Annotated in this window: 14 protein-coding genes; 9 read left to right on the top strand and 5 right to left on the bottom strand. The window is 71.7% G+C overall.

Annotated features, from left to right (window positions below; translation table 11 throughout):
* The first annotated feature begins 14 nt into the window (after positions 1 to 14).
* Entirely contained in the window at positions 15 to 1,070 is a 1,056-nt protein-coding gene (locus FLX07_RS11535) for a zinc-dependent alcohol dehydrogenase family protein (protein ID WP_142570461.1), read from the top strand.
* Here FLX07_RS11535 and glgA read toward each other — a convergent pair.
* Positions 1,042 to 2,238: a glycogen synthase gene (gene glgA, locus FLX07_RS11530; RefSeq protein ID WP_142570458.1), complete on the bottom strand. Its 1,197-nt coding sequence runs from the start codon at positions 2,236 to 2,238 to the stop codon at positions 1,042 to 1,044. The two genes, FLX07_RS11535 and glgA, sit on opposite strands and share 29 nt — an antisense overlap.
* Before the next feature lie 4 nt (positions 2,239 to 2,242).
* Here glgA and glgC point away from each other — a divergent pair, with 4 nt between their 5' ends.
* Positions 2,243 to 3,550, top strand: coding sequence for a glucose-1-phosphate adenylyltransferase (gene glgC / locus FLX07_RS11525; protein ID WP_268239480.1), 1,308 nt, complete (start codon positions 2,243 to 2,245; stop codon positions 3,548 to 3,550).
* Between the two features lie 42 nt (positions 3,551 to 3,592).
* The gene (locus tag FLX07_RS11520; RefSeq protein ID WP_142570456.1) at positions 3,593 to 4,444 is read left to right on the top strand and encodes a phosphotransferase enzyme family protein; all 852 of its coding nucleotides are present in this window, start codon (positions 3,593 to 3,595) and stop codon (positions 4,442 to 4,444) included.
* Positions 4,445 to 4,451: 7 nt separating this feature from the next.
* Here FLX07_RS11520 and FLX07_RS11515 read toward each other — a convergent pair whose 3' ends face one another.
* The 3 genes from FLX07_RS11515 to FLX07_RS11505 form a co-directional block, all read right to left on the bottom strand.
* A complete protein-coding gene (locus FLX07_RS11515; RefSeq protein WP_142570454.1) occupies positions 4,452 to 9,773 on the bottom strand; it encodes a non-ribosomal peptide synthetase/MFS transporter in 5,322 nt (1,773 codons plus the stop codon).
* Between the two features lie 503 nt (positions 9,774 to 10,276).
* The gene (locus FLX07_RS11510; RefSeq protein ID WP_425280121.1) at positions 10,277 to 10,867 is read right to left on the bottom strand and encodes an Rv1733c family protein; all 591 of its coding nucleotides are present in this window, start codon (positions 10,865 to 10,867) and stop codon (positions 10,277 to 10,279) included.
* Positions 10,868 to 10,911: 44 nt separating this feature from the next.
* Positions 10,912 to 11,676 carry an enoyl-CoA hydratase/isomerase family protein gene (locus FLX07_RS11505; RefSeq protein WP_142570451.1) on the bottom strand — a complete coding sequence of 255 codons (765 nt, stop codon included), beginning with the start codon at positions 11,674 to 11,676 and terminating at the stop codon, positions 10,912 to 10,914.
* A 114-nt stretch (positions 11,677 to 11,790) separates the two neighbouring features.
* On the opposite strand from FLX07_RS11505, the gene FLX07_RS11500 reads away from it, so the two are divergent.
* From FLX07_RS11500 to FLX07_RS11485, 4 genes are read left to right on the top strand one after another with little or no spacing between them, the layout of a single operon-like run.
* Complete coding sequence (locus FLX07_RS11500) at positions 11,791 to 13,008, top strand: DUF5685 family protein (RefSeq protein WP_142570449.1); 1,218 nt, start codon at positions 11,791 to 11,793, stop codon at positions 13,006 to 13,008.
* A 42-nt stretch (positions 13,009 to 13,050) separates the two neighbouring features.
* On the top strand, positions 13,051 to 14,007 hold the full coding sequence (locus FLX07_RS11495) for an ABC transporter permease subunit (RefSeq protein ID WP_142570448.1): 957 nt from the start codon (positions 13,051 to 13,053) through the stop codon (positions 14,005 to 14,007).
* Complete coding sequence (locus FLX07_RS11490; protein ID WP_142570446.1) at positions 14,004 to 15,737, top strand: branched-chain amino acid ABC transporter ATP-binding protein/permease; 1,734 nt, start codon at positions 14,004 to 14,006, stop codon at positions 15,735 to 15,737. The genes FLX07_RS11495 and FLX07_RS11490 overlap by 4 nt, the downstream gene beginning before the upstream one ends.
* 19 nt (positions 15,738 to 15,756) lie before the next feature.
* On the top strand, positions 15,757 to 16,527 hold the full coding sequence (locus tag FLX07_RS11485) for an ABC transporter ATP-binding protein (protein WP_229689682.1): 771 nt from the start codon (positions 15,757 to 15,759) through the stop codon (positions 16,525 to 16,527).
* A gap of 79 nt (positions 16,528 to 16,606) precedes the next feature.
* Here FLX07_RS11485 and FLX07_RS11480 read toward each other — a convergent pair whose 3' ends face one another.
* Positions 16,607 to 17,839, bottom strand: a complete 1,233-nt coding sequence (locus FLX07_RS11480; RefSeq protein ID WP_167748208.1) for an ABC transporter substrate-binding protein — start codon at positions 17,837 to 17,839, stop codon at positions 16,607 to 16,609.
* Between the two features lie 115 nt (positions 17,840 to 17,954).
* On the opposite strand from FLX07_RS11480, the gene FLX07_RS11475 reads away from it, so the two are divergent.
* Positions 17,955 to 18,461, top strand: coding sequence for a hypothetical protein (locus FLX07_RS11475; RefSeq protein WP_142570441.1), 507 nt, complete (start codon positions 17,955 to 17,957; stop codon positions 18,459 to 18,461).
* Positions 18,462 to 18,708: 247 nt separating this feature from the next.
* Complete coding sequence (locus tag FLX07_RS11470; protein WP_142570439.1) at positions 18,709 to 21,096, top strand: WD40/YVTN/BNR-like repeat-containing protein; 2,388 nt, start codon at positions 18,709 to 18,711, stop codon at positions 21,094 to 21,096.
* Positions 21,097 to 21,174 lie beyond the last annotated feature (78 nt).

The following is a 21,174-nucleotide window of genomic DNA, read 5'->3' as shown; positions in this document are numbered from 1 at the left end:
GAAAGGAGCGTGACATGCGCGCGGTTGTGTACGAGGAGTTCGGCGGGCGGGCCGAGGTGCGCGAGGTGGCGGACCCGGTGGCGCCGCCGGACGGCGTGGTGATCAGGGTCGAGGCGACCGGGGCGTGCCGCAGCGACTGGCACGGGTGGATGGGCCATGACGCGGACATCACGGTCCTGCCCCACGTGCCCGGGCACGAGCTGGCGGGTGTGGTGGACTCGGCCGGCCCGGGGGTGAGCCGCTGGCGGGCCGGCGACCGGGTGATGGTGCCGTTCATCTGCGCCTGCGGGAGCTGCCGCGAGTGCACGACCGGCAACCAGCAGGTGTGCGAGCGGCAGACCCAGCCCGGGTTCACCCACTGGGGATCGTTCGCCGAGCTGGTGGCGATCGACCACGCCGACGTGAATCTCGTGCGGCTGCCGGACGGCATGGCGTTCGCCACGGCGGCGAGCCTGGGCTGCCGCTTCGCCACCGCGTTCCGCGCCGTCGTCGAGCAGGGGCGGGTCCGGGCGGGCCAGTGGCTCGCCGTCCACGGCTGCGGCGGGGTCGGGCTGTCGGCCGTGATGATCGGCGCCGCCGTGGGGGCGCGGGTCGTCGCCGTGGACGTGTCCCCCGCCGCGCTCGACCTGGCCCGCCGGTTCGGCGCGGCCGAGTGCGTCCTGCTCGGCGAGGGCGCCGGTCCCGAGGAGTCGGCCGCGCGGGTCAGGGCGGCGACCGGGGGCGACGGCGCCGACGTCTCCCTCGACGCGCTGGGCGGCGCCGCCACCTGCGCCGCGTCGATCGGCGGCCTGCGCAGGCGGGGCCGCCACGTGCAGGTGGGCCTGCTTCCCGGGCAGACCGCCCTGCCGATGGGCAGGGTGATCGCGCACGAGCTGGAGATCGTGGGCAGCCACGGCATGGCCGCCCACGCCTATCCCCCGATGCTGGAGCTGATCGCGGCGGGAGTGCTCCGCCCCGACCTGCTGGTCACCCGCACCGTCGGCCTGGACGACGCGCCGGACGCGCTGACCCGGCCGGGCGCGCACCCGGGTGTCACCATGATCATCCCTGGGTCGTCCCCGGCCGGGTGAGCGACGCGTAGAGCTCGTGGGTCCGCTCGGCGATCCGCCGCCAGGAGAAGTGGTCGATCGCGCGCACGCGCCCGGCCTCGCCCATCGCGGCCGCGAGGCGCGGGTCGCCGAGCACCCTGTTCACTCGGTCGGCCAGCGCCGCGGCGAACGCCTCCGGGTCGTTCGGCTCGCCGTCGCCGCCCTGGTCGATCGGGACGAGCAGGCCCGTCTCGCCGTCGGCGACGACCTCGGGGATGCCTCCGGTCGCGGTCGCAACGACGGCGGTCTCGCACGCCATCGCCTCCAGGTTCACGATGCCCATCGGCTCGTACACCGAGGGGCACACGAAAACGGTGGCATGGGTGAGGATCTGGATCACCTCGGGCCTGGGCAGCATCTCGGAGATCCACACCACGCCCTTGCGGGAGACCGACAGCTCGCGTACGAGCGCCGTGACCTCCTCGGCGATCTCCGGCGTGTCGGGCGCGCCGGCGCACAGCACGAGCTGCGCCGCCGGGTCGAACGACCGGGCCGCGTGGAGCAGGTGCACCAGGCCCTTCTGCCGGGTGATGCGCCCCACGAAGACGACGTACGGCACGGCCGGGTCGATGCCGTGCTTGACCAGGGCCTCGGTGCCCCGCGACGGCGCGTACTCCTCGGTGTCGATGCCGTTGTGGATCACGCGCACGCGCTCGGCGGGCACCTCCGGGTAGGCCGTGAGAACGTCGCGCCGCATGCCCTCGGACACCGCGATGATCGCGTCCGCCGCCTGGAGCGCGGTCCGCTCCGCCCACGACGACAGCGTGTAGCCGCCGCCGAGCTGCTCGGCCTTCCACGGGCGCAGCGGCTCCAGGCTGTGCGTGGTCACCACGTGCGGCACGCCGTAGAGCATCTTGGCGACGTGGCCGGCGAAGTTCGCGTACCAGGTGTGGCTGTGCACGACGTCGGCGCCCTCGCAGCCGGCCGCCATCTCGACGTCGACGCCGAGCACCTGCAGGGCGGCGTTCGCGCCGGACAGTCCCCCGGGGACCGGGTAGGCCCGCACGCCGGGCTCCTCCCGCGGGGCGCCGAAGCAGCGGACCCGCACGTCGGACAGCCGCCGAAGCTCCCGCGCGAGGTACTCGACATGGACTCCGGCGCCGCCGTACACCTCGGGTGGGTACTCGCGGCTCAGCAGATCGACACGCATACGAGTGAGCTTAGAGTCCCCGATCCGCACTGTTTGCCGGTGTCCCTGGTGTTTGTTAGCCATTTCGCGGGTTAAGGTCCTGCCTATGAAGGTCCTGGCGATCGTGCTAGCGGGTGGAGAGGGCAAGCGGCTGATGCCGCTCACCGCGGACCGGGCCAAGCCCGCGGTGCCCTTCGGGGGCATCTACCGGCTCATCGACTTCGTTCTGTCGAATCTGGCGAACGCGCACTACTGGCAGATCGTGGTGCTGACGCAGTACAAGAACCACAGCCTGGACCGGCACATCTCCCGGACGTGGCGGCTGTCGTCGATGCTCGGCAACTACGTGACCCCGGTGCCCGCGCAGCAGCGGCTCGGGCCGCGGTGGTTCTCCGGATCCGCGGACGCGCTGTTCCAGAACCTCAACCTGATCTACGACGAGATGCCCGATCACGTGATCGTCTTCGGCGCGGACCACATCTACCGGATGGATCCGCGCCAGATGGTCGACCAGCACATCGACTCGGGCGCCGACGTGACCGTCGCCGCGATCCGCCAGCCCCTCGAACTGGCCGACCAGTTCGGGGTCATCGAGGCGGACCCCTCGGGCCGGCGGATCGTCGCGTTCCGCGAGAAGCCCAAGGACGCGGTGGGCCTGCCCGACGCGCCCGACCAGATCTTCGCCTCGATGGGCAACTACGTCTTCAAGACCCAGTCCCTCATCGAGGCCGTGCGCGAGGACGCCCTCGACCCCAGCAGCAAGCACGACCTCGGCGGCAACATCATCCCGATGTTCGTCAAGAGCGGCGGCGCCGAGGTGTACGACTTCGCGAACAACGTGGTGCCCGGCTCCAGCGAGCGCGACCGCGGCTACTGGCGCGACGTGGGGACGCTCGACGCCTACTACGAGGCCAACATGGACCTCATCTCGGTGCAGCCGGTCTTCAACCTCTACAACGATCGCTGGCCGATCTACACGGGCAACGACCCGCTGCCGCCGGCCAAGTTCGTGCACAACGAGGGCGACCGGGTCGGACACGCGATGGAGTCGCTCGTGTCGCCCGGCGTGATCGTGTCGGGCGGCACCGCGCTGCGCTCGATCCTGTCCCCCGGCGTGGTGCTGCACTCCCACTCGCACGTCGAGGACTCGGTGCTGATGGGCTCGGTCAAGATCGGCAGGGGCGCGATCGTCCGCAAGGCCATCATCGACAAGAACGTGGTGATCCCCGACGGCGCCCGGATCGGCTTCGACCTGGACTACGACCGCCAGCGTTTCGCGGTGACCCGCAGCGGTGTGGTCGTGATCGGGAAGAACGAGATCGTCGACCGCTGAGCCGGCCTTTCCCCATCCTCCTGAGCACGGCAAAATGTGCGGATGGATCTCGATATCGGCCTGGTTTGTGACGAGTTCGGCCTCGGCCTGGCGGTGACGCGAGGACTCCGGGTGGCCGGCTACTACCACAACGAGGTCTGGCGGATCGACACGATCACCGGCGCGTACGCCGTGAAGCGGCTGCCGCCGTCGGCCGCGCCCGCCGTGGAGATCGAGGTCGCCGCCTGGCGGGCGGGCATCCCGATGCCCGAGCCGGTCCCGTCGCCCGCGACAGGAGCGTACGTGATCCCCGTCGGGGACGGCTCCGTCCGGGTGCACCGCTGGCTCGACGGGAAGGCGCCCGCCCTCGACGACCTCAGCCCCGAGCTGTCGGCCACGATGGGCGAGCTGGTGGCCGCCGTTCACACGGCCGGTCGTGACATCGCTCCTCAGGAACCACCGCGGGCGGACCCTGCCGGCCACCCGGCCGCGGATCCGGCGTCCGGACCGGCCGACCTCGAGGCCGCGACCGCGCGACCGGCCGGCGTGGGCACCCTGACCATGTCCCACGGCGACCTGCACCCGAAGAACGCACTGCTCCGGTTCGACGGCAGCCTGACGATCATCGACTGGGACACCGCCGGTCCGTACGTCGCCGAGCAGGAGGCCGCGGGCATGGCCCTCGACTGGGCGGCCCGCCTCGACGGCAGCGTCGACTTCGACCGGTTCGACGCCGCCGTGTCCGGCTACCGCAAGGCCGGTGGCGACATCCCGGCGGAGCCCTGGGTCTTCGGCGGATGGGTGCGCGGCTATCTGGCCTTCCTCAACGGAGCCGGGCGGAACGAGCCCACCGGCACGCTCGCCCGGCTCCGCTGGGTCGAGGCCAACCTCGGCGCGCTGACCCGGCGCCTCTAGTGAGGACCTAGGCGGCGACGCGACGCTGGATGGCCTCGACCCCGACGAGGTCGTCGGGCAGCGCGTCCGGCATCTCGGTGTCGAGGCGGGCGAGCCGCCTCACCCGCAGGGCGCCGGCCGCCACGAGGATCATGCCCAGCGCGCACACCAGATAGAGGAAGGCGATCCCGCGGCCGGGGCCCACCCCGATCAGGGCGCCCACGGTCGAGGCGAGCGCCCCTCCCGGGGCCAGCATCGGGTCGAACAGCGCGGCGCCGAGCGGGGCGACCAGGCCGATGCCGACGGGCAGCGTCGACCAGGCGACCAGCGTGTTGAGCGCGAAGACCCGGCCGTGGAACCGCGCGGGCACCTTGATCTGCACGATCGTGACGTAGATGCCGTTCATCAGCGTGAGGAAGTAGCTGAGCGCGAACGCCCCCACGCCGACCACGACCAGCGACGGGGCGAGGCCGGTGACGACGCCGCCTGCCGCGATGGCCACGGCGAAGGTCAGCACGCCGCGGAAACGCCCGCGGCGCGGGCCGCCCCACAGCGACATGGTCAGCCCGCCGAGCATGACGCCGAGCCCTGACACCAGCGAGATCACGCTGACGTCCTTGAGCGTGGCGAAGGAGAGCACCAGCGGCGAGACCAGCAGGAGCAGCGGAGACAGGAACACGTTGAGCACGGCGAAGAACACCAGCGTCGAGCGCAGCCCCCGGTCGTGCCACGTGTACGTGAAACCCTTGGCGATCTCCGTGCTCAGCGGCTCGCGCGGCCGCCAGGGAAGCGTGTCGGGGAAGCGGACCAGCAGCACCGTGACGATGGCGAACGCATAACTCGCCATGTCGATCGCCACGATGCCGCCGAGCCCGATCCAGGCCAGCAACCCGGCCGCGACGAGGGGGACGACGAGCTGCGCGACACCGTTGGTCATCTGGGTGACGCCGATGGCGTGGCCGAGGTAGTGCTTGGGAACGAGCTGCGGCACCGCCGACTGGTAGGCGAGCCGTTGGAAGCTCGCCGCCACCGACAGGCTGACGATCAGCAGGTAGATCTGCCAGATCTGTACGTCGCCGAAGAGGAGCAGCCCGGCCAGCACGGCCTGGATCCCGGCCGACGCGCAGTCGGCGAACAGCATCACCCGCCGCCGGTCCCCCCGGTCCACGATCGCCCCGGCCAGCGGGGAGATCAGCAGCCCGGCCAGGTTGAGCACGGCCAGCATGGAGAACTGCCCGATCGAGCCGGAGTCCATGAGGACGGTCAGCGGCAGGGCCCACCCCGTGAGCGCCGAGCCGATCATCGAGAGCTGCTGCCCGGCGGAGATCGTGAGGAAGCGGCCCATGCTGGGACGCACCCCCTGCTTATCGGACCCGGGCGGGGCGGACCCGCGCGAGACCGCGTGCACCCACCACGAGGGGTTGCCCGCGCGGTCGGAGACCTCCATGTGAGTGTGGGTGCGCAGGGCGGCGGCCAGTTCCTCGGCGCGGTAGCGCAGGAAGTAGTGGCCGCCCTCGTCCAGTACGACGAGCGCCGTGACGTCGGTGAGGAAGCCCCACTCGCGGTAGCGCTCCGCGTAGAAGTCGGTGGCGGGGTCGCGCTCGCCGACGACCGAGATGATCGGGGCGCGTAGCCGCGGCCTGTCGGGGGCGTCGAAGAGCTCGGTGAAGTACTTCTCCGCGGCCTTGCTGTCGTGGCGCATCGTCCGGACGATGCGGTCGGCCACGCCGGGATCCAGCTCCTCGAGGTCCACCCCACGGGCCTTGAGACGGTTGATGTCGGTCTGGCTGCTCCGGAGCCGGTCGAACTCCCCGATCCTGGACAATGCACGCATGAGCCCGCGCGGCCGGGCGAACGGGAAGATCGCCCCGGTGTAGACGGCGTCCACCGCGCGCCCCACCGCCTCGACCCTGGTGGCCAGCTCGACCGCGAGCGCGGCGCCGACCCCGCAGTGGCCGTAGATCACCAGGGGGCCCTCGATGGCGAGGATCTCCTCGGTGGCGCGGGCGGCCAGCTCGGCGAACTCCATCGGTTCCTCGTCCAGGCCCACGTCGTGGCCCGGGATCGCGAGCGCGTACAGCGCCTGGTCGGCGGGCAGGGCGTCGGCCAGCGGCTGGTAGACCACCGCGCTGCCCGACCCGTACGGCACGCACACGTAGGTGACGCTCGCCGTGCGTGCCGGGGTGAGCCGCTGGAGCAGCGGGCGCGGGCCATCCTCGCCGGAACCGGCGTAGGCCGCCAGTTCGCGCACGGTCCGGTAGGTGAAGATGTCCACCAGCCCCACCTGCGCCGACCCGGCGGGGAGCGCCCTGCGGAGCTTCGCGACGACCTGGACGGCGAGCAGCGAGTGGCCGCCGAGATCGAAGAAGTCGTCGTCGGCCCCGATCCGCTCCGCCGCCAGCACGTCGGCCCACACGGCCGCGACGGCCCGCTCGGTCTCGGTCTCCGGCTCGGCGTACGGCACGTCGGCCTGGACCTGCGGGACGGGCAGGGCGGCTCGGTCGAGCTTGCCGTTCGGCGTGAGCGGAAGAGCGTCGAGCGGGACGAACATCGACGGCAGCATGTATTCCGGCAGCGTGCCCCTGATCGCCGCGCGCACCTGCGCCGCCTCGGGCACGGCGTCGCCGGTGAGGTAGGCGACCAACCGCGGGCCGCCGGGCACGTCCTCGCGTACGATCACCGCGGCGTCGCGCACACCGGCCTTCTCCCGGAGCACGGCCTCGATCTCGCCGAGTTCGATGCGCAGGCCGCGCAGCTTGACCTGGCCGTCGAGGCGGCCCAGGAACTCGATCGTGCCGTCCGGCAGCCAGCGGGCCGCGTCGCCGGTGCGGTAGCGGCCTCCGGCGAACCGCTCGGCGGTCAGCTCCGGGCGGGCGTGATAGCCGAGTGCGACGCCCACGCCGCCGATGTACAACTCGCCGGGCACCCCCACGGGTACCGGCTCGCCATGCCGGTCGAGCACGTGCAGCGTGATGTTCTGGATGGGCGAGCCGATCGGCACCCGCGCCCGGCCCGCCAGCGCGGGCAGCGTGCACTGCCAGGCGGAGACGTCGACGGCCGCCTCGGTGGGGCCGTACAGGTTGTGCAGTTCGGCCGGGAGCGTGCGCAGGCAGCGCTCGGCCAGGTCGACGGGCAGTTCCTCCCCGCTGCACACGATGACGCGCGGCGACGTGCAGGTCTCCACGCCCTCCTCGTCGAGGAACGCGCTGAGCATGGACGGCACGAAGTGCAGGACGGTCACCCGCTCGCCGTTGATCAGGTCACGCAGGTACGCCGGGTCGCGGTGGCCCTCGGGCTCGGCCAGCACGAGCCGCGCGCCGGTGAGCAGCGGCCAGAAGAACTCCCACACCGAGACGTCGAACCCGGCCGGCGTCTTCTGCAACACCACGTCGGCGCCGGTCAGCCGGAACCGTTTCTGCATCCAGTCGAGCCGGTTGACGATGCCGCGATGACTGTTGGGGACGCCCTTCGGCCGGCCCGTGGAGCCGGAGGTGTAGATCATGTACGCGGCCGTGCCGGGCCCGCCCCGCACCTCGGGTGCGGTCGCGGGAAGCCCGTCCCATACGGCGTCCAGGTCGAGCGGCAGGATGACGGCGCCGCCTGTGACCAGCCGCTCGGCCAGGTCCTGCTGGGTCAGCACGACGGGCGCGCCCGAGTCCGACAGCATGAACGCCAGCCGGTCGGCGGGGTAGCCGGGGTCGAGCGGCACGTACGCCGCGCCGGTCTTGAGCACGCCGAGCAGTGCGGCGACCAGGTCGAACGACCGTTCGGCGCAGACCGCGACCAGACCGCCCGGCTCCACGCCGAGCCCCGCGAGACGGTGCGCGATCCGGTTGGCCCGCTCGTCGAGCTGCCGGTACGTCCACGACTGTCCGGCGAACGTCACCGCGACGGCCTCGGGGGTGCGGGCGACCTGCTCCTCGATCAGGCCGTGCAGGGTGGCCGCGTCCGGGTAGTCCGCGCCGGTCGCGTTCCAACCGGCGATCAGCGCGTCGTCGCCCGTCAGCGGCAGCCGGCCGATCGGGACGTGCGGGTCGTCCACGATCGCGCGCAGCAGGTCGACGAACTGCCCGGCCATCCGGGCGACCGTGCTCTCGCCGAACAGCTCGGGCCGGTAGGTGAACGCGCACTGCAGGCCGCCCTCGGGGGCGGGCACGGTGTACAGCTCCACGTCGTGCCTGGCCGACGTGGGAGCCAGCGGGAGGGTCTCGGTCCCGTCGCCGGGGGTGGCCTCGTGCATCGAGCAGATCGTGTCGATCAGAGGCGGCCTGCTGGTGTCCCGCGGCACGCCGAGGGCGTCGACGAGCTGGGCGAAGGGCAGTTGCTCGTGATCGACCGCGGCGAGGACCGTGTCCCTGGTGCGGGCGAGCAGCTCGGCGAACGTGGGCTCGCCGTCCAGCCGGGCTCGTATCGCCAGCACGTTGACGAACATGCCCACGACGTCCTCGAACTCCGGTCTGCTCCGCCCGGCCACCGGCACGCCGACGGCGAAGTCGTCCTGGCCGGTCAGCCGGGAGAGCAGGACCTGGTACGCGGCCAGGAGGGTCATGAACGTGGTGGCGCCGTGCTCCCGGCCCAGCGAGGCGATGCCGTCCACCAGATCCGGCGCGAGGGAGCGCACGTGGGTGGCGCCGTCGAGCGTCTGGAGGGCCGGACGGGGCCGGTCCGTGAGGAGTTCGAGGCGCGGCAGCCCGGTCAGCTCCCCCCGCCAGTAGTCCAGCTCGCGGTCGGGAGACCGCTCACGCTGCCACAGGGCGACGTCGCCGAAGCGCACGGCGGGCGCGGGCGGCTCCTCGCCGCGGGAGAGGGCGAGCAGGTCGCGCATGAGCAGATTCAGCGACTGGCCGTCGGCCACGATGTGGTGCACCAGCAGGGCGACGATGTGCTCGTCTTCTCCCTTGCTGACGACGACGCACTTGAGCAGCGGGCCCCGGGCGAGGTCGAGCGGGACGGCGGTCTCGGCGCCGATGAGCGCGATCGCCTCCTCGTCCGTGACCGCCGTGGTGCGGTTCAGCGGCACCTCCGTCGTGTCCACCACGTGGACGGCGGGCCTGCCCTCCTCGGTCTCGGGGAACCGGTGGCGCAGGCCCTCGTGCCGGACCGGCAGCGCGGCGAGCGCGCGGAGCAGCCGGTCCTCGTCCAGCGGCTCACGTAACCGTACGGCGATCACCAGGGTGTAGGTGGTGGTGCCCGGTGTGAACCGCTCCATGAACCACAGCGGCTCCTGGGCCGGGGACAGCGGGGGTTCGACGCCCTCCGGGCGCCGGGGAATGGGATCGTGTGCGAGACGGGCCCGCAACCTGCGTCGGAGCAGTTCCCGCTTGGCGTCTGACAGGTCAGCCACAGACATGTGACACGGCCCTTCGATGGCTAAACGCGGACAAGTCACGTACGCAGTGAAACGATCTTAATTGTGGGCTTTTTTATCACGTAGGCCCCGTTCGGCGATCTAGGCGTAATTCGTCACTGTACGGCCGTGGCGCCATGTCCGGACGTAGACGATGGTCACGGCGGTTTCCGGTGACGATCGGCGCTCGCCGCACCTTGTGTCGCTGAAAGTTTCATCCGGCGAGAGCGCGGCTGGGCGAGCCATGCTCCGTACACGCGGAAAAGATCAAGCGCGACGGTCTCCGTCTTGGGGTGAACGGGCCGCAACCACGGCGGGCTGCGGCTGACACTCGCCTTCTGACAAGCCCGCTTTCCCGGAACCGGTCCCGAACGTCGGCGATTTTCCTCGCGCCTTACCGATTCCAAAGAACAATCCGCCATATCGCGGACAGCCGGGATTGGGGGACGTCCGAGATCAAACGCCGAGGCTGAATCGCCGGCCGGGACGACGCGCCGTGCGTCCGATCAGCGGCCGTTGATCCGCCACATGGGTTCGACCACGGTCCACTGGGCCTCCCACACCCGGCGGGCCCTGCGCTGGTTGACCAGGCGGGTGCAGGTCACCAGCAGCGCGAGGATCGCGGCGGCGCCCAGCGGGACGCCCGTGCCGACGGTCAGCGCGGCGACCACCGTGGTCTCCCGGTCCTGCGGCCTGGGCGCGATCACGCCTGCGTCGTCGGTCCAGATGTGCACGGTCTCGCCCGCATGCCTGCTGGGCGGGGCCTCGATCACTCCGGCCCTCGCCGTGCCGTCGGGGGCCACCCAGACGGCCTGGGCATGCCCGACCGCCGCTCCGGCCACCGACAGCCGGGGCGTCGTCACCTCGCCCGTCAGCGTGGCCGCGACCTGATGCCGGGCGTGCGCCTGCTGGGCCTCGGTCCTCAGGCCGTCACCGTACTCGCGCATGCCGAGCATCACGCCGAACACAAGCGCGGCCACGACTCCCAGCACCGCGGCAAGCCGGATCACCGCTTCGACCCGGTCACACCGGCGCCTAAGCGGATTCCTATCAAGCCCCAGCCATCGGGCGGACCTGGCGAATGGATTCTGCGACATCTCACACCTCACAGGGTCATTACCACTGCGAGTCCCGTTTATGCCTATTTTGCATCCCAAGAGAATCCAGGGGAACGCCCCTCCCGATATGCCCGGACACCTTCGGCCATTTCCCCGCTCTCCCTGGCCTCCCGCTGCCAGGCGCGCACCTCGGCCTCCCCGGCCCGGCCGTCGATGATCTGCTTGGCCGCCGCCATCGTCAGCCGGGACCGGCCGGCCATCGTGACCGCCAGGCCGTAGACCCGCTCGCGCAGGTCCTCAGGCGGGCACACCTCGTCGACGAGACCGAGGCGCACGGCGTGTTCTGCGCCGATGAGCTCGGCGGAGAAGAGCAGAAGCTTCGCGGCGGCGGGCCCGGCGATCTCCGCGAGCCGCCGCGTGGAGCTGAGCGGATAGACGATCCCGAGCTTGGCCGGGGTGACGCCGAAGCGGGCCCCGGTCGCCGCGATGCGCAGATCGCAGGCGAGCGCGAGCTGGCATCCGCCGCCGACGCAGTATCCCTCGATCATCGCGATCACGGGCTTGGGAAAGGTCACCAATGCGTGCTCTGCGACAACAGTGAGACCGGTGTCATCGTCGTTATCGCCAAGCTCATGAATTTCCGAAATATCAGCACCGGAGCAAAATGTTCCGCCGGCTCCGGTAAGGAGGAGAACACGTACCTTCGGCTCGGCGGCGAGGTCCGCGAGAATGCCCGGCAGCGCCCGCCACATGGCGGCGGTCACGGCGTTGCGGGTGGCGGGCCGGTTGATGGTGAGAGTGGCGACGTGCTCGTCGATGGCCAGTTCGAACCCGTCGGTAACTTCCATGCCTCGATTGTCCGGCTCACCCGCCCGGCTACTTCGGCAGGGTCCCGGCCCGTAGTGACATAATCGCCGCGCAACGGGATGATCCCGTACGCATGACCCCCAAGGAGTCTCTGGGTGTTCGGGATCCTCCGGCCGTGTGCCCGCCACTCCTGTCCGTCCGTCCACGAGGCCTGGCGCGCGCACCTGTGCGGGCTCTGCCTGACGCTGCGGGACCGGCACGGACATCTGGCCCGCCTGGCGACCAACTACGACGGCCTCATCCTGTCCGTGCTGACCGAGGCCCAGTCACAGTCACAGTCACAGGCCGGGGCCGGGGCGAACCGGCGGACCGCCGGGCCCTGCGCGCTGCGCGGCTTCCGGCCGGCGAAGGTGGTGCCGTCGGACGACCGGGGCGCCCGCCTGGCCGCCGTGGTCTCGCTGGCCCTCGCCTCGGGCAAGATCCGCGACCACGCGTCCGACGGCGACGGGATCGCGGCCCGGCGCTTGGCCGGCGCCCCGATGCGCGCCACGGCCGCCATCTGGGCCTCGACCGCCCGGCGCGGCGCGGCGTCGATCGGCTTCGACACGGCCGTCCTGACCGAGGTCTCCGCCCGCCAGGCGCTGCTGGAGGCGTCTCCCGGACGCGGGCTGCTCGACGTCACCGAGCCCACCGAGACCGCCGTGGCCGCGGCCTTCGCGCACACCGCCACGCTCGCGGGCCGGCCGGGCAACGCCGAGAGCCTGCACGAGGCCGGCCGTTTCTTCGGCCGGATCGCGCACCTGATCGACGCGGTCGAGGACCTCGCCGAGGATCGGGCCCGCGGGGCGTACAACCCGCTGGACGCGACCGGCACCTCGCCCGCCGAGGCCCGGCGCGTGTGCGAGGAGGCGCTGCACGGGCTGCGCCTGGCCGTACGCGACCTCGACCTGGAGGAGCGGCACCTGGTCGAGGCGCTGCTGTGCGGCGAGACCCGCCGCGCCGTCGACCGGGCGTTCGGGCCGCGCGCCCACGGCTCCGCCTGCGCGGCGCACCGCACACCGGCCGGGGACACCTCCCCCGCGCCGTCCGGCCCCCCGCCCGGCGGCTCCCCCGAGGGCCCCGGCGACCGCCCAGGGATCGCGCTGACGGCGCTGGCCGGGGCGGCGATCGTCCTGACCTGCGGGCTCTACCGCCCGCCGTGGAGCGAGCATCGGAACGCGCCGTGGACCGAGCGCTGCTGCTGTGACAGCTGCGACTGCCCCGACTGCTCGGATTGTTGCGACTGCTGCGACTGCTGCTCGTCCTGCTCCGACTGCTGCTCGGGCGACGGCTGCTGCTGCGGGGACGGCTGCTGCTGCGACTGCGGTTCCTAGTGGCGCCGGGTCATGTGATCGAGGACGGGAGGACGTTGTCCGGTGAGTGGAGGAGTGGCCCTGCAGGCGATCCTGAGCGGGTTGGCTCTGGGTGCGGCCTACGGCTTGATCGCGATGGGCTTCACCCTCGTCTACCGGCTCACCAGGGTGATCGCCTTCGCGCACGGCGATCTCGTGGTCGGCGGTGTCTTCGTCGGTGTGCTGGCGGTGCTCGGGACCACGCCGGTGGCGGCGGCCCCGGGCCTGGCGCGCTCCGCCGGGCTGGCGGTGCTGGTCGTCGCCGCCGGAGCGGCACTGTCGGCAGGTGTCTATTTCATCGCCGTGAGGCCCTTCCTGCCGGGAGCCGGGCACCGGTCCACCGGCGGGGACGTCCTGGGCTGGGTGGCGGGTGGCCTGGCCGCCGGGCTGCTGATCCGGGAGGTTCTCGGGCTGGTGCTCACGCAGGACGCCTACGCGGTGCCGGATCCGTTGCGCCTCGGCCGGTTGACGCCTTCGGGGGTGCTGCAACTGCCCGGGGGAGGCACGGTTGCGGTTCGCACGCTCGGTGTCATCGGGATCGGATTGGCCGTGGGGATCCTGGTCGAGCGGCTGCTCGTGCTCACCCCGGTCGGCACGGCGATGACGGCGGTCAGTGACGATCCCACCGCTGCCGCGCTGCTCGGCCTTCCGGTACGGCGGCTGGTGCTCGTCGCCTTCGTGGTGGCCGGCGCGCTGGCCGGTCTGGCGGGGCTGTTGATCGCGCCGGACCGGTCGCTCGGCGTCGACGACGGCGTCGTCCTCGGCCTCAAGGCGATGGCGGCCGCGCTGCTGGGCGGCCTTGGATCGGTGCGCGGCGCGCTGGCCGGAGGGCTGGCGCTCGGCGTGATCGAGTCGTTGATCGTCGCATCGGACGTTCTCGGCCCGCGCTTCGCCGACGTGGTGCCGCTGGCCATCCTGTTGATCGTGCTCGCCCTCGGGCGGCAGGGCCTGCGATCATCGCTGCGTGAGGACCCGGAATGATGGTCGAGCTGGCACACCACCTGTATCTGCTGGTCGCGGTGCTCGGGCTCGCCCTGTCCGTCTCGTACGGAGGGCAACCCGTCCTGTGCCAGGGCGCGTTCCTGGCCGTGGGCGGCTTCGGCGTCGCACATCTGGAACGCGCGGGTTTGCCGCTCGCCGGCGCCGTGCTCGTCGGCGCCGTGCTCGCGGCGTGCGCCGGCTACCTGGTCGGCCTGCTCACGGCTCGGCTGCGCGGCGCGGCGGTCGCGCTGTCGACGTGGGCGTTCGCCTGGCTCGTGTACGCGGTCCTCGATGCGTTTCCCACCGTGTCCGGCGGCAGCCAGGGGCTGGTCCGCCCGTCGCCGGCCCGCCTGCATTCACCGGTTTTCGATGTGACCGTCACTCTCACCCCGCTGGCCCACGTCGTCGTGGCGGGATCGATGTGCCTGCTGACGCTGGCCATGGTGGCCCGGCTGACCCGCGGGCCGGCCGGACTGGAGTGGGCGGCCCTGCGCGAGGCCCCCGCGCTCGCCACGTCCCTCGGGGTGCCGGTGCTTCGCCGCAGAGCCGCCCTCTTCGCCACGACCGCGGCCGTCGCGGCGGTGTCCGGCGCGGGCATCACCGTGCTGCTCGGGGTCGCCGCCCCGTCCGACGTCTCGCCGCTGCTGTCTCTCCAGCTGTTCGTGGCGGCGCTGATCGGGGGTACGGCGCGGCTGTGGGGACCGGTGCTGGGCCTGCTCGTGATCGCCGTGATCCCGCCGCTGGCCGACGGGCTCGCCGGCGCGGCCGGTCTTCCGGCCGAGGCGTCCGGCGGCGTGCTCACCGCCGTGGCGCTGGTCGCGGTTCCGCTCCTCCGCGGGCCGGTCGAACGGTTCGCGGGCCGGTGGCCGGAGCGCACGCGGCGCCCGGGTGAGCCGGTGGAGGACACCGAGGACCTCGCCCCCCGCACCGCGGCCTCCCGGGAGGCGGTGGTGCTGACCGCCCGAGGGCTGGATGTCGGCATCGGGGAGACGGACATCCTCACGGGGGTGGACCTGGAGGTGCGGGCCGGACAGGTCCACGCGCTCATCGGGCCCAATGGCAGCGGCAAGACGACGGCCCTGCGCGCCCTCGCCGGCGCCCTGCGGCCCAAGGGCGGCCGGATCCTGCTGGAGGAGACCGACGTCACCGGGGCCGGCCAGCTCGAAATGGTCAGGCGGGGGGTGACCCGGACGTTCCAGCGCACCGTCGGTCTTGAGCGGCTCAGTCCCTACCGTCAGCTGCTGCTCGGCGTGCGCGGCGGGTCACCGGTGCCGTTCGCCGCCGTCCGGCACCTTTTCGCGAGTGAGTCGATGCGGGACCACGCGGCCGCCGCCGACCGCGAGGCGTGGAGGGCGCTGCGACTGACGGAGCTCGCCGGGCGCGCGTCCGACCGCCCGGGGGATCTCGGCGCCGGCGAGCAGCGCCTCCTGCAGGTGGCCCGCGCCGTGGCGACCGGGGCGCGCGTGCTCCTGCTCGACGAGCCGGCCGTCGGCATGACCGGGCCTGAACGCGTCGTTCTGGCCCGTGTCCTGCGCCGCCTTGCGGCAGGCGGCGCGGCCATTCTGCTGGTCGAACACGACCTGGCGCTGGTGCACGGCGTCGCAGACAGGATCACCGTCCTGGATCGCGGCCGGGTGCTGGCGACCGGAACCCCCGAGTCGACCGCCGCCGACCCCGCCGTACGCCGGGTCTACCTCGGTGACACCGACCCGTCGTCCGCGCGCGGCTGACGCGCTGAGAGGAGACTGCGTGGCCCTGCTAGAGGTCCGCGGGCTGTGCGCCCGCCACGGCGCCGTACCGGTGCTGCACGATGTGTCCTTCCATGTCGGGCGCGGCGAGATCGTCGCGTTACTCGGCGGCAACGGCGCGGGCAAGACGACCGTCGCCCGTTGCGTGTCGGGGCTGCACCGGCCGAGCTCGGGCGAGGTGACGTTGGACGGCCGGGACATCACCCGGTGCGATCCCCGGCGGATCGTGCGATGGGGGCTGAGTCACGTGTCCGAGGGCAGACGCGTCTTCCCCAGCCTCACAGTGGAGGAGAACCTCACTCTCGGCGCCTACCTCGACGGCCGCCGCACGCACGTCGTCGCCGAGCGCCGAGAGGGCGTCTACCGGACTTTTCCGCGCCTGGCCGAGCGGCGCACGCAGCGCGCCGGCAGCATGTCCGGCGGAGAGCAGCAGATGCTCGTCATCGGCCGCGGCCTCATGTCCGCACCCACGCTGCTGATCCTCGACGAACCGTCGGCCGGTCTGGCTCCGGCCTCGGTCGCCGCGCTCGGCGAGGACATCGCCGCCATTCGAGCCGGGGGCACGGCCGTTCTGCTCATCGAGCAGCACCTGCAGCTGGCTCTGCGACTCGCCGATCGGCTCGTCGTGCTGCGGGGCGGTCACGTGATCCTCAGCGGGTCCACCGAGGATGTGGCGGCCGATCCGCGAATCGGCCGGATGTACTTCGGCGACGGCGACTCCCCGGATCGAGTCGTGCCCAAGACGCGCCAGGGGCACTCCTCCCCCTCCTGAGGACCGGGCCTGCTCCGGTAGTCGCGGTGAGCCGCCAGGGCTTCCGGGAGTCCCGGCGCGCCTCCCCGTGGTGACGCCGTCAGTCCTGCAGCTGGTTCACGGAGGGGAGGGTGTCGGAGAGCGGGTCGTCGCCGACGGGTTCGAAGACGAAGCCGTGGAAGCGGGCGAAGTACATGTCGCTGGGATTGACCCCCTCGTGCTGGTCGGCCGCGTAGCCGCGGTAGTCGCCGTTGGCGCCGGTGATGCTGATCTTGTTCAGAGCCTCCATGAGCGGCTCGCCCGGCGCGCCGGCCTCACTGAGCGACGCGGCGACCAGGCGCACCGAGTCGTAGGAGAACATCGCCCAGTCCGGCGGCTGCACGACCTGCTTGCCGTCCTGGCGGACGCCGACCAGATCGACGCCCATCTTCGCCTCATAGCCGGCGCGGAACTGCTCGAACGGCACCGGGCCGACCTCGCTGGTCATCCGGAACGAGGCGAAGGTGACCTGGTCGAGCCAGTCCGGATGCTCGGCCAGGCGCCGGCGGACCAGCGGGTCCTCACCGGTGGGCCCGGTGTAGACGGGCACCTCCCAGCCCAGCGCGTGGACGGCCTGGATGACCGCGATCACGTCGCTCGCGCTCGCCCACACCACGAGCCTGTCGGCGCCCGCCTGCCGCGCGGCGAGCACCTGGGTGGTCAGGTCGGACGAGCGGGCCGGCGCCTTCTGATCCGCCACCACCTTCACCTCGTCGATCTTGAAGGCCGCCAGCAGCGCGGCCCGGCCCTGTTCCCCGTAGGTGGAGTCGTCGCTGATCAGGCCCACCTTGGGGTGGCTGTTGGCGATGTAGTCGGCGAGCCTGCGCGCCATGGGCTTGTTGGCCGGCGCCATCCGGAAGAGGCTCGGCCGGTGGACCGGGTCGATCAGCTCGTCGCCGCCTTCGAAGCAGATGAAGACCGGCAGGTGCGCGGGGTCGGTGATCGGCGCGACGGAGGCCGCCCCGGTCCCGTCGGTGAGCAGGACGGCCGCGTGGGCGTCGACCGCCTTACGGGCGTTCGCGGCGGCCTTGGCCGGCGAGCCGGCGTTGTCGAGCACGGTCAGCCCGACCTTGCGGGCGCCCGACGGGGTGGTGACCCCGCCGTGTGCGTTGAGCTCGTCGACCGCGAGCCGGGCCCCGCGTTCGATGAAGGCGCCGATCCACGGCTCGGTCGACATCGGCGCGCTGACGACCACCTGGAACTCGTCGGCGGACGTCCCCCGTGATCCACCGCCCGCGCAGGCCGAGACCAGCACGAGGAGCGAAGCGAGCCACATCGTCACCAATCGTGGCATGTGGCCACGTCGGTAAACCTGATAGCGTCGCCGCCCACGGGCGGGTCCGCCCGTTTCGAGGGATTCCTGCCCGATCATGCGCAGGACATTATCTTACGTCTGAGGATTCCGTTTCATGAACATCGCACGACTGATCGCTACGGCGAGCATCGCCGTCGCCGCCGTGGCGTCGCTCGCCGCCTGCGGGGAAACGTCGAACGACGCCGCCCAGGAGAGCCCGGCCACCACTTCGGCGGCGAGCCCGGCCACCACTTCGACTGGGAGCGCCACGGCGGCGGGCAACGGCATCCCCTGCTCGCAGGCCGGCGACCTGAGCGGCACGCCTGAGCGGAAGCCGCCCGCGGACCTGCCGTTGCCGCCCGGCGGGCAGCTCTACATGTCCAAGGGCCCCTTCGGCAAGACCGAGCTGTTCTTCGTCGCGAAGGACGCGGACCCCACCAACCTCGACGGTGTTCGTGACGAGGCCGCCGACGTGCTCGCCAAGGCCGGATACAAGATCGAGCGCAAGGACCAGGAAGAGGGCTCGGAGGCCGAGGCCCACCTGTCCGGACCGCACGACGTGGCCATCCAGGTGATCCAGCTGTGCGAAGGAAAGGTCCGGGTCAAGTACACGCTCTCGTAACGGACGGACCCACGGCCCGTGGCCGCTTCCTACATTTGTCGCATCGATCCAGTCGGCTCCGGCGGCGGGAACGTGCTGCTGGAGGCGGTGCACGGGCCAGCCTGTCCGTACGACGCGGCCGCCCGGTACGGCCGATTACGGTCAAGAACTATCTAGCTTCGACAGATGTCGCATTGACCAAATAGTGCCGCTCTCTTTACCTTTTGTCCCCGGCTGTCCGCTGGGGACGGGACGAGGAGGCGTTGGCATGAGACGTAAGGTCCCAATGAGGCGGCATGCGCTGCCCGCGATCGGCGCGGCGGGGTTGCTTGCCTTCGCCGTGTCGGCTTTGACATTCCAGGGGCCCGCGTTCTCGGGTCAGGCCGCCCTGTCCGCGGGAAGCCAGACGAGCGCCTCCCTGCAAATTCCCGGTGAGGAGGAGGACGGCGGCCCCACCCAGCCGGCGGACTACCTCACCCAGAAGTTCACCTCCGGCCAGGACGTGACGCCCGCGCAGATCAAGCAGGCGGTCCAGCGGTCCAAGGCGCTCAAGCCGGGCAGCGGCACCTGGGACCTCCTCGGCCCCTCGAACATCGGAGGCCGCGTCACCGACCTGGCCGTCGACCCCGCCCACCCCGACACCTTGTACGTCGCGGCCTCCGGCGGCGGCGTCTGGAAGAGCACGGACGCCGGCGACACCTTCGAGCCGGCCTGGCCGAACGACAACACGCAGACGGTGGGCGCGCTCACGATGGGGCCCGACGGCACGTTGTGGGCCGGCACCGGCGAGGCGAACCCGTCCGGCGGGGGTCTGACCTACTTCGGCGACGGCGTCTACAAGTCGACCGACGGCGGCCGGCACTGGCAGCAGTGGGGTCTCACCGACAGCGCGGCGATCGGCAAGATCGTCGTCGATCCCACGGACCCGCAGACGGTCTTCGTCGCGGCCGCCGGGAACCTGTCCGGGTCCGCGAGTGAGCGCGGCATCTACCGGCTGACGAACCGCGGCAAGGACTGGAAGCTCGTCCTGCCGACGCCGAACGCCACCACGGGCGGCGTCGATCTGGCGATCGACCCGACGAACCCCAAGCGCATCTTCGCGACGTTGTGGGACCACCAGCGCAACAGCGGCCGCCGCCTCTACGGCGGCGTCGGCTCCGGTCTGTTCCGCTCGGACGACGGCGGAGAGACGTGGAAGCGGCTGGAGAACGTGACCGGCCGGCATGCCTCGGACGCCACGGGCACCGGCCTGACGAGCGACGCGAGCCTCGGCCGCATCGGAGTCGCGATCGCCCCGACCGACCCGAACCGGGTCTACGTGATCTCCGGCAACACGTACGGCGCCGACAAGGGCTTCTACGTCTCGGACGACGGCGGCGACTCGTTCGCGCCGAGCGGCCGCGCGGGCGCCTCGAGCGGCTACGAGTGGTGGTTCGGGCGGCTGTGGGTCGACCCGAAGGACAAGAACCACCTGTTCAACGCCGACGTGAACCTGCGCGAGTCCAAGGACGGCGGCGCGACGTGGGCCACCTCCAGCGGACCGCACTCCGACCAGCACATGGTGCAGTGGGACCCGAACGTCCCGAGCCGCGTCTACCTCGGGAACGATGGCGGTGTCTACCGCTCCGACACCGATGGCGCGACCCGCTCGTGGATCCACGGGACGTACCAGCCGTTCAACCAGTCGTACCACCTCGCGGTGGCCAGCGACGACCCGACCCGGCTCGCCTCCGGCCTGCAGGACAACGGAAGCCACCGCACCTGGACCGCCACCGCCGCGCCTTCGGACCTGATGCAGTGGAACTCCTACGGCGGCGGTGACGGCCACTACGTCGTGATCGACCCGAGCGACCACAACATCTACTACGAGTGCTCCCAGGGCGGAAGCTGCACGCGGCACGAGGACGCGAACGGCACCACCCGCAACATCCGGTTCGGGACGCGGCACTCCTCGCGGATCACGACGGACGCCCCGGTCGTCCTCGACCCGAGCAACCCGTCGGTCGTGTACTTCGGCGGCAACGTGCTCGACCGGTCGACCGACCGCGGCACGACCTTCACGCAGATCAGCCCGCCCGGGGACTTCCTCACCGGGCCGGTGCCGGCGGAGCAGGACGACCCGGGGTCGTACGGAGGCATGTACTCCACGATCACCGCGATCAGCCCGGCGAAGACCGACGGCAACACGATCTACGTCGGCACCGACACCGGCCGGCTCTGGAAGACGACCGACCTCGGCGCCACCTGGACCGAGTTCACCGGCAAGGGCCTGCCCGTCCGGTGGGTCAACTCGATCGTGGTCGACCCCTCCAACGCCGACCACGTGTACGTGGCCTACTCGGGCTACCGCGAGGGCGACAACGCGGCGAACATCTGGGAGACGACCGACGGCGGCAACAGCTGGAAGAACATCAGCGGCAACCTGCCCAACGCGCCGGTCGAGATGCTCGCCTACGACCAGCCGAGCGACCAGCTCTACGCGGCGACCGACTTCGGCGTCTTCTACGACAAGAACGGCAAGAAGAACTGGAAGCGGCTCGGCGCCGGCCTGCCCAACACGCCGGTGCTCGACATCACGATCACCGGTGACCGCAAGACGCTGTACGCGGCGACGTTCGGCCGCAGCGTCTGGAAGATCGCGCTGCCGCAGCAGTAACCGGTCACACCCCTGACGGTCGGGGAGGGCGGGCCCACAACGGGCCCGCCCTCCCTGCGTTTTCGGGCAGGGTCATCT

Origin of the sequence: Microbispora bryophytorum (genome assembly GCF_006874465.1) — a bacterium.
In the GTDB taxonomy this organism is placed as follows: Bacteria; Actinomycetota; Actinomycetes; order Streptosporangiales; family Streptosporangiaceae; genus Microbispora; species Microbispora bryophytorum.
This window is presented reverse-complemented; position numbering and strand designations above follow the sequence as displayed.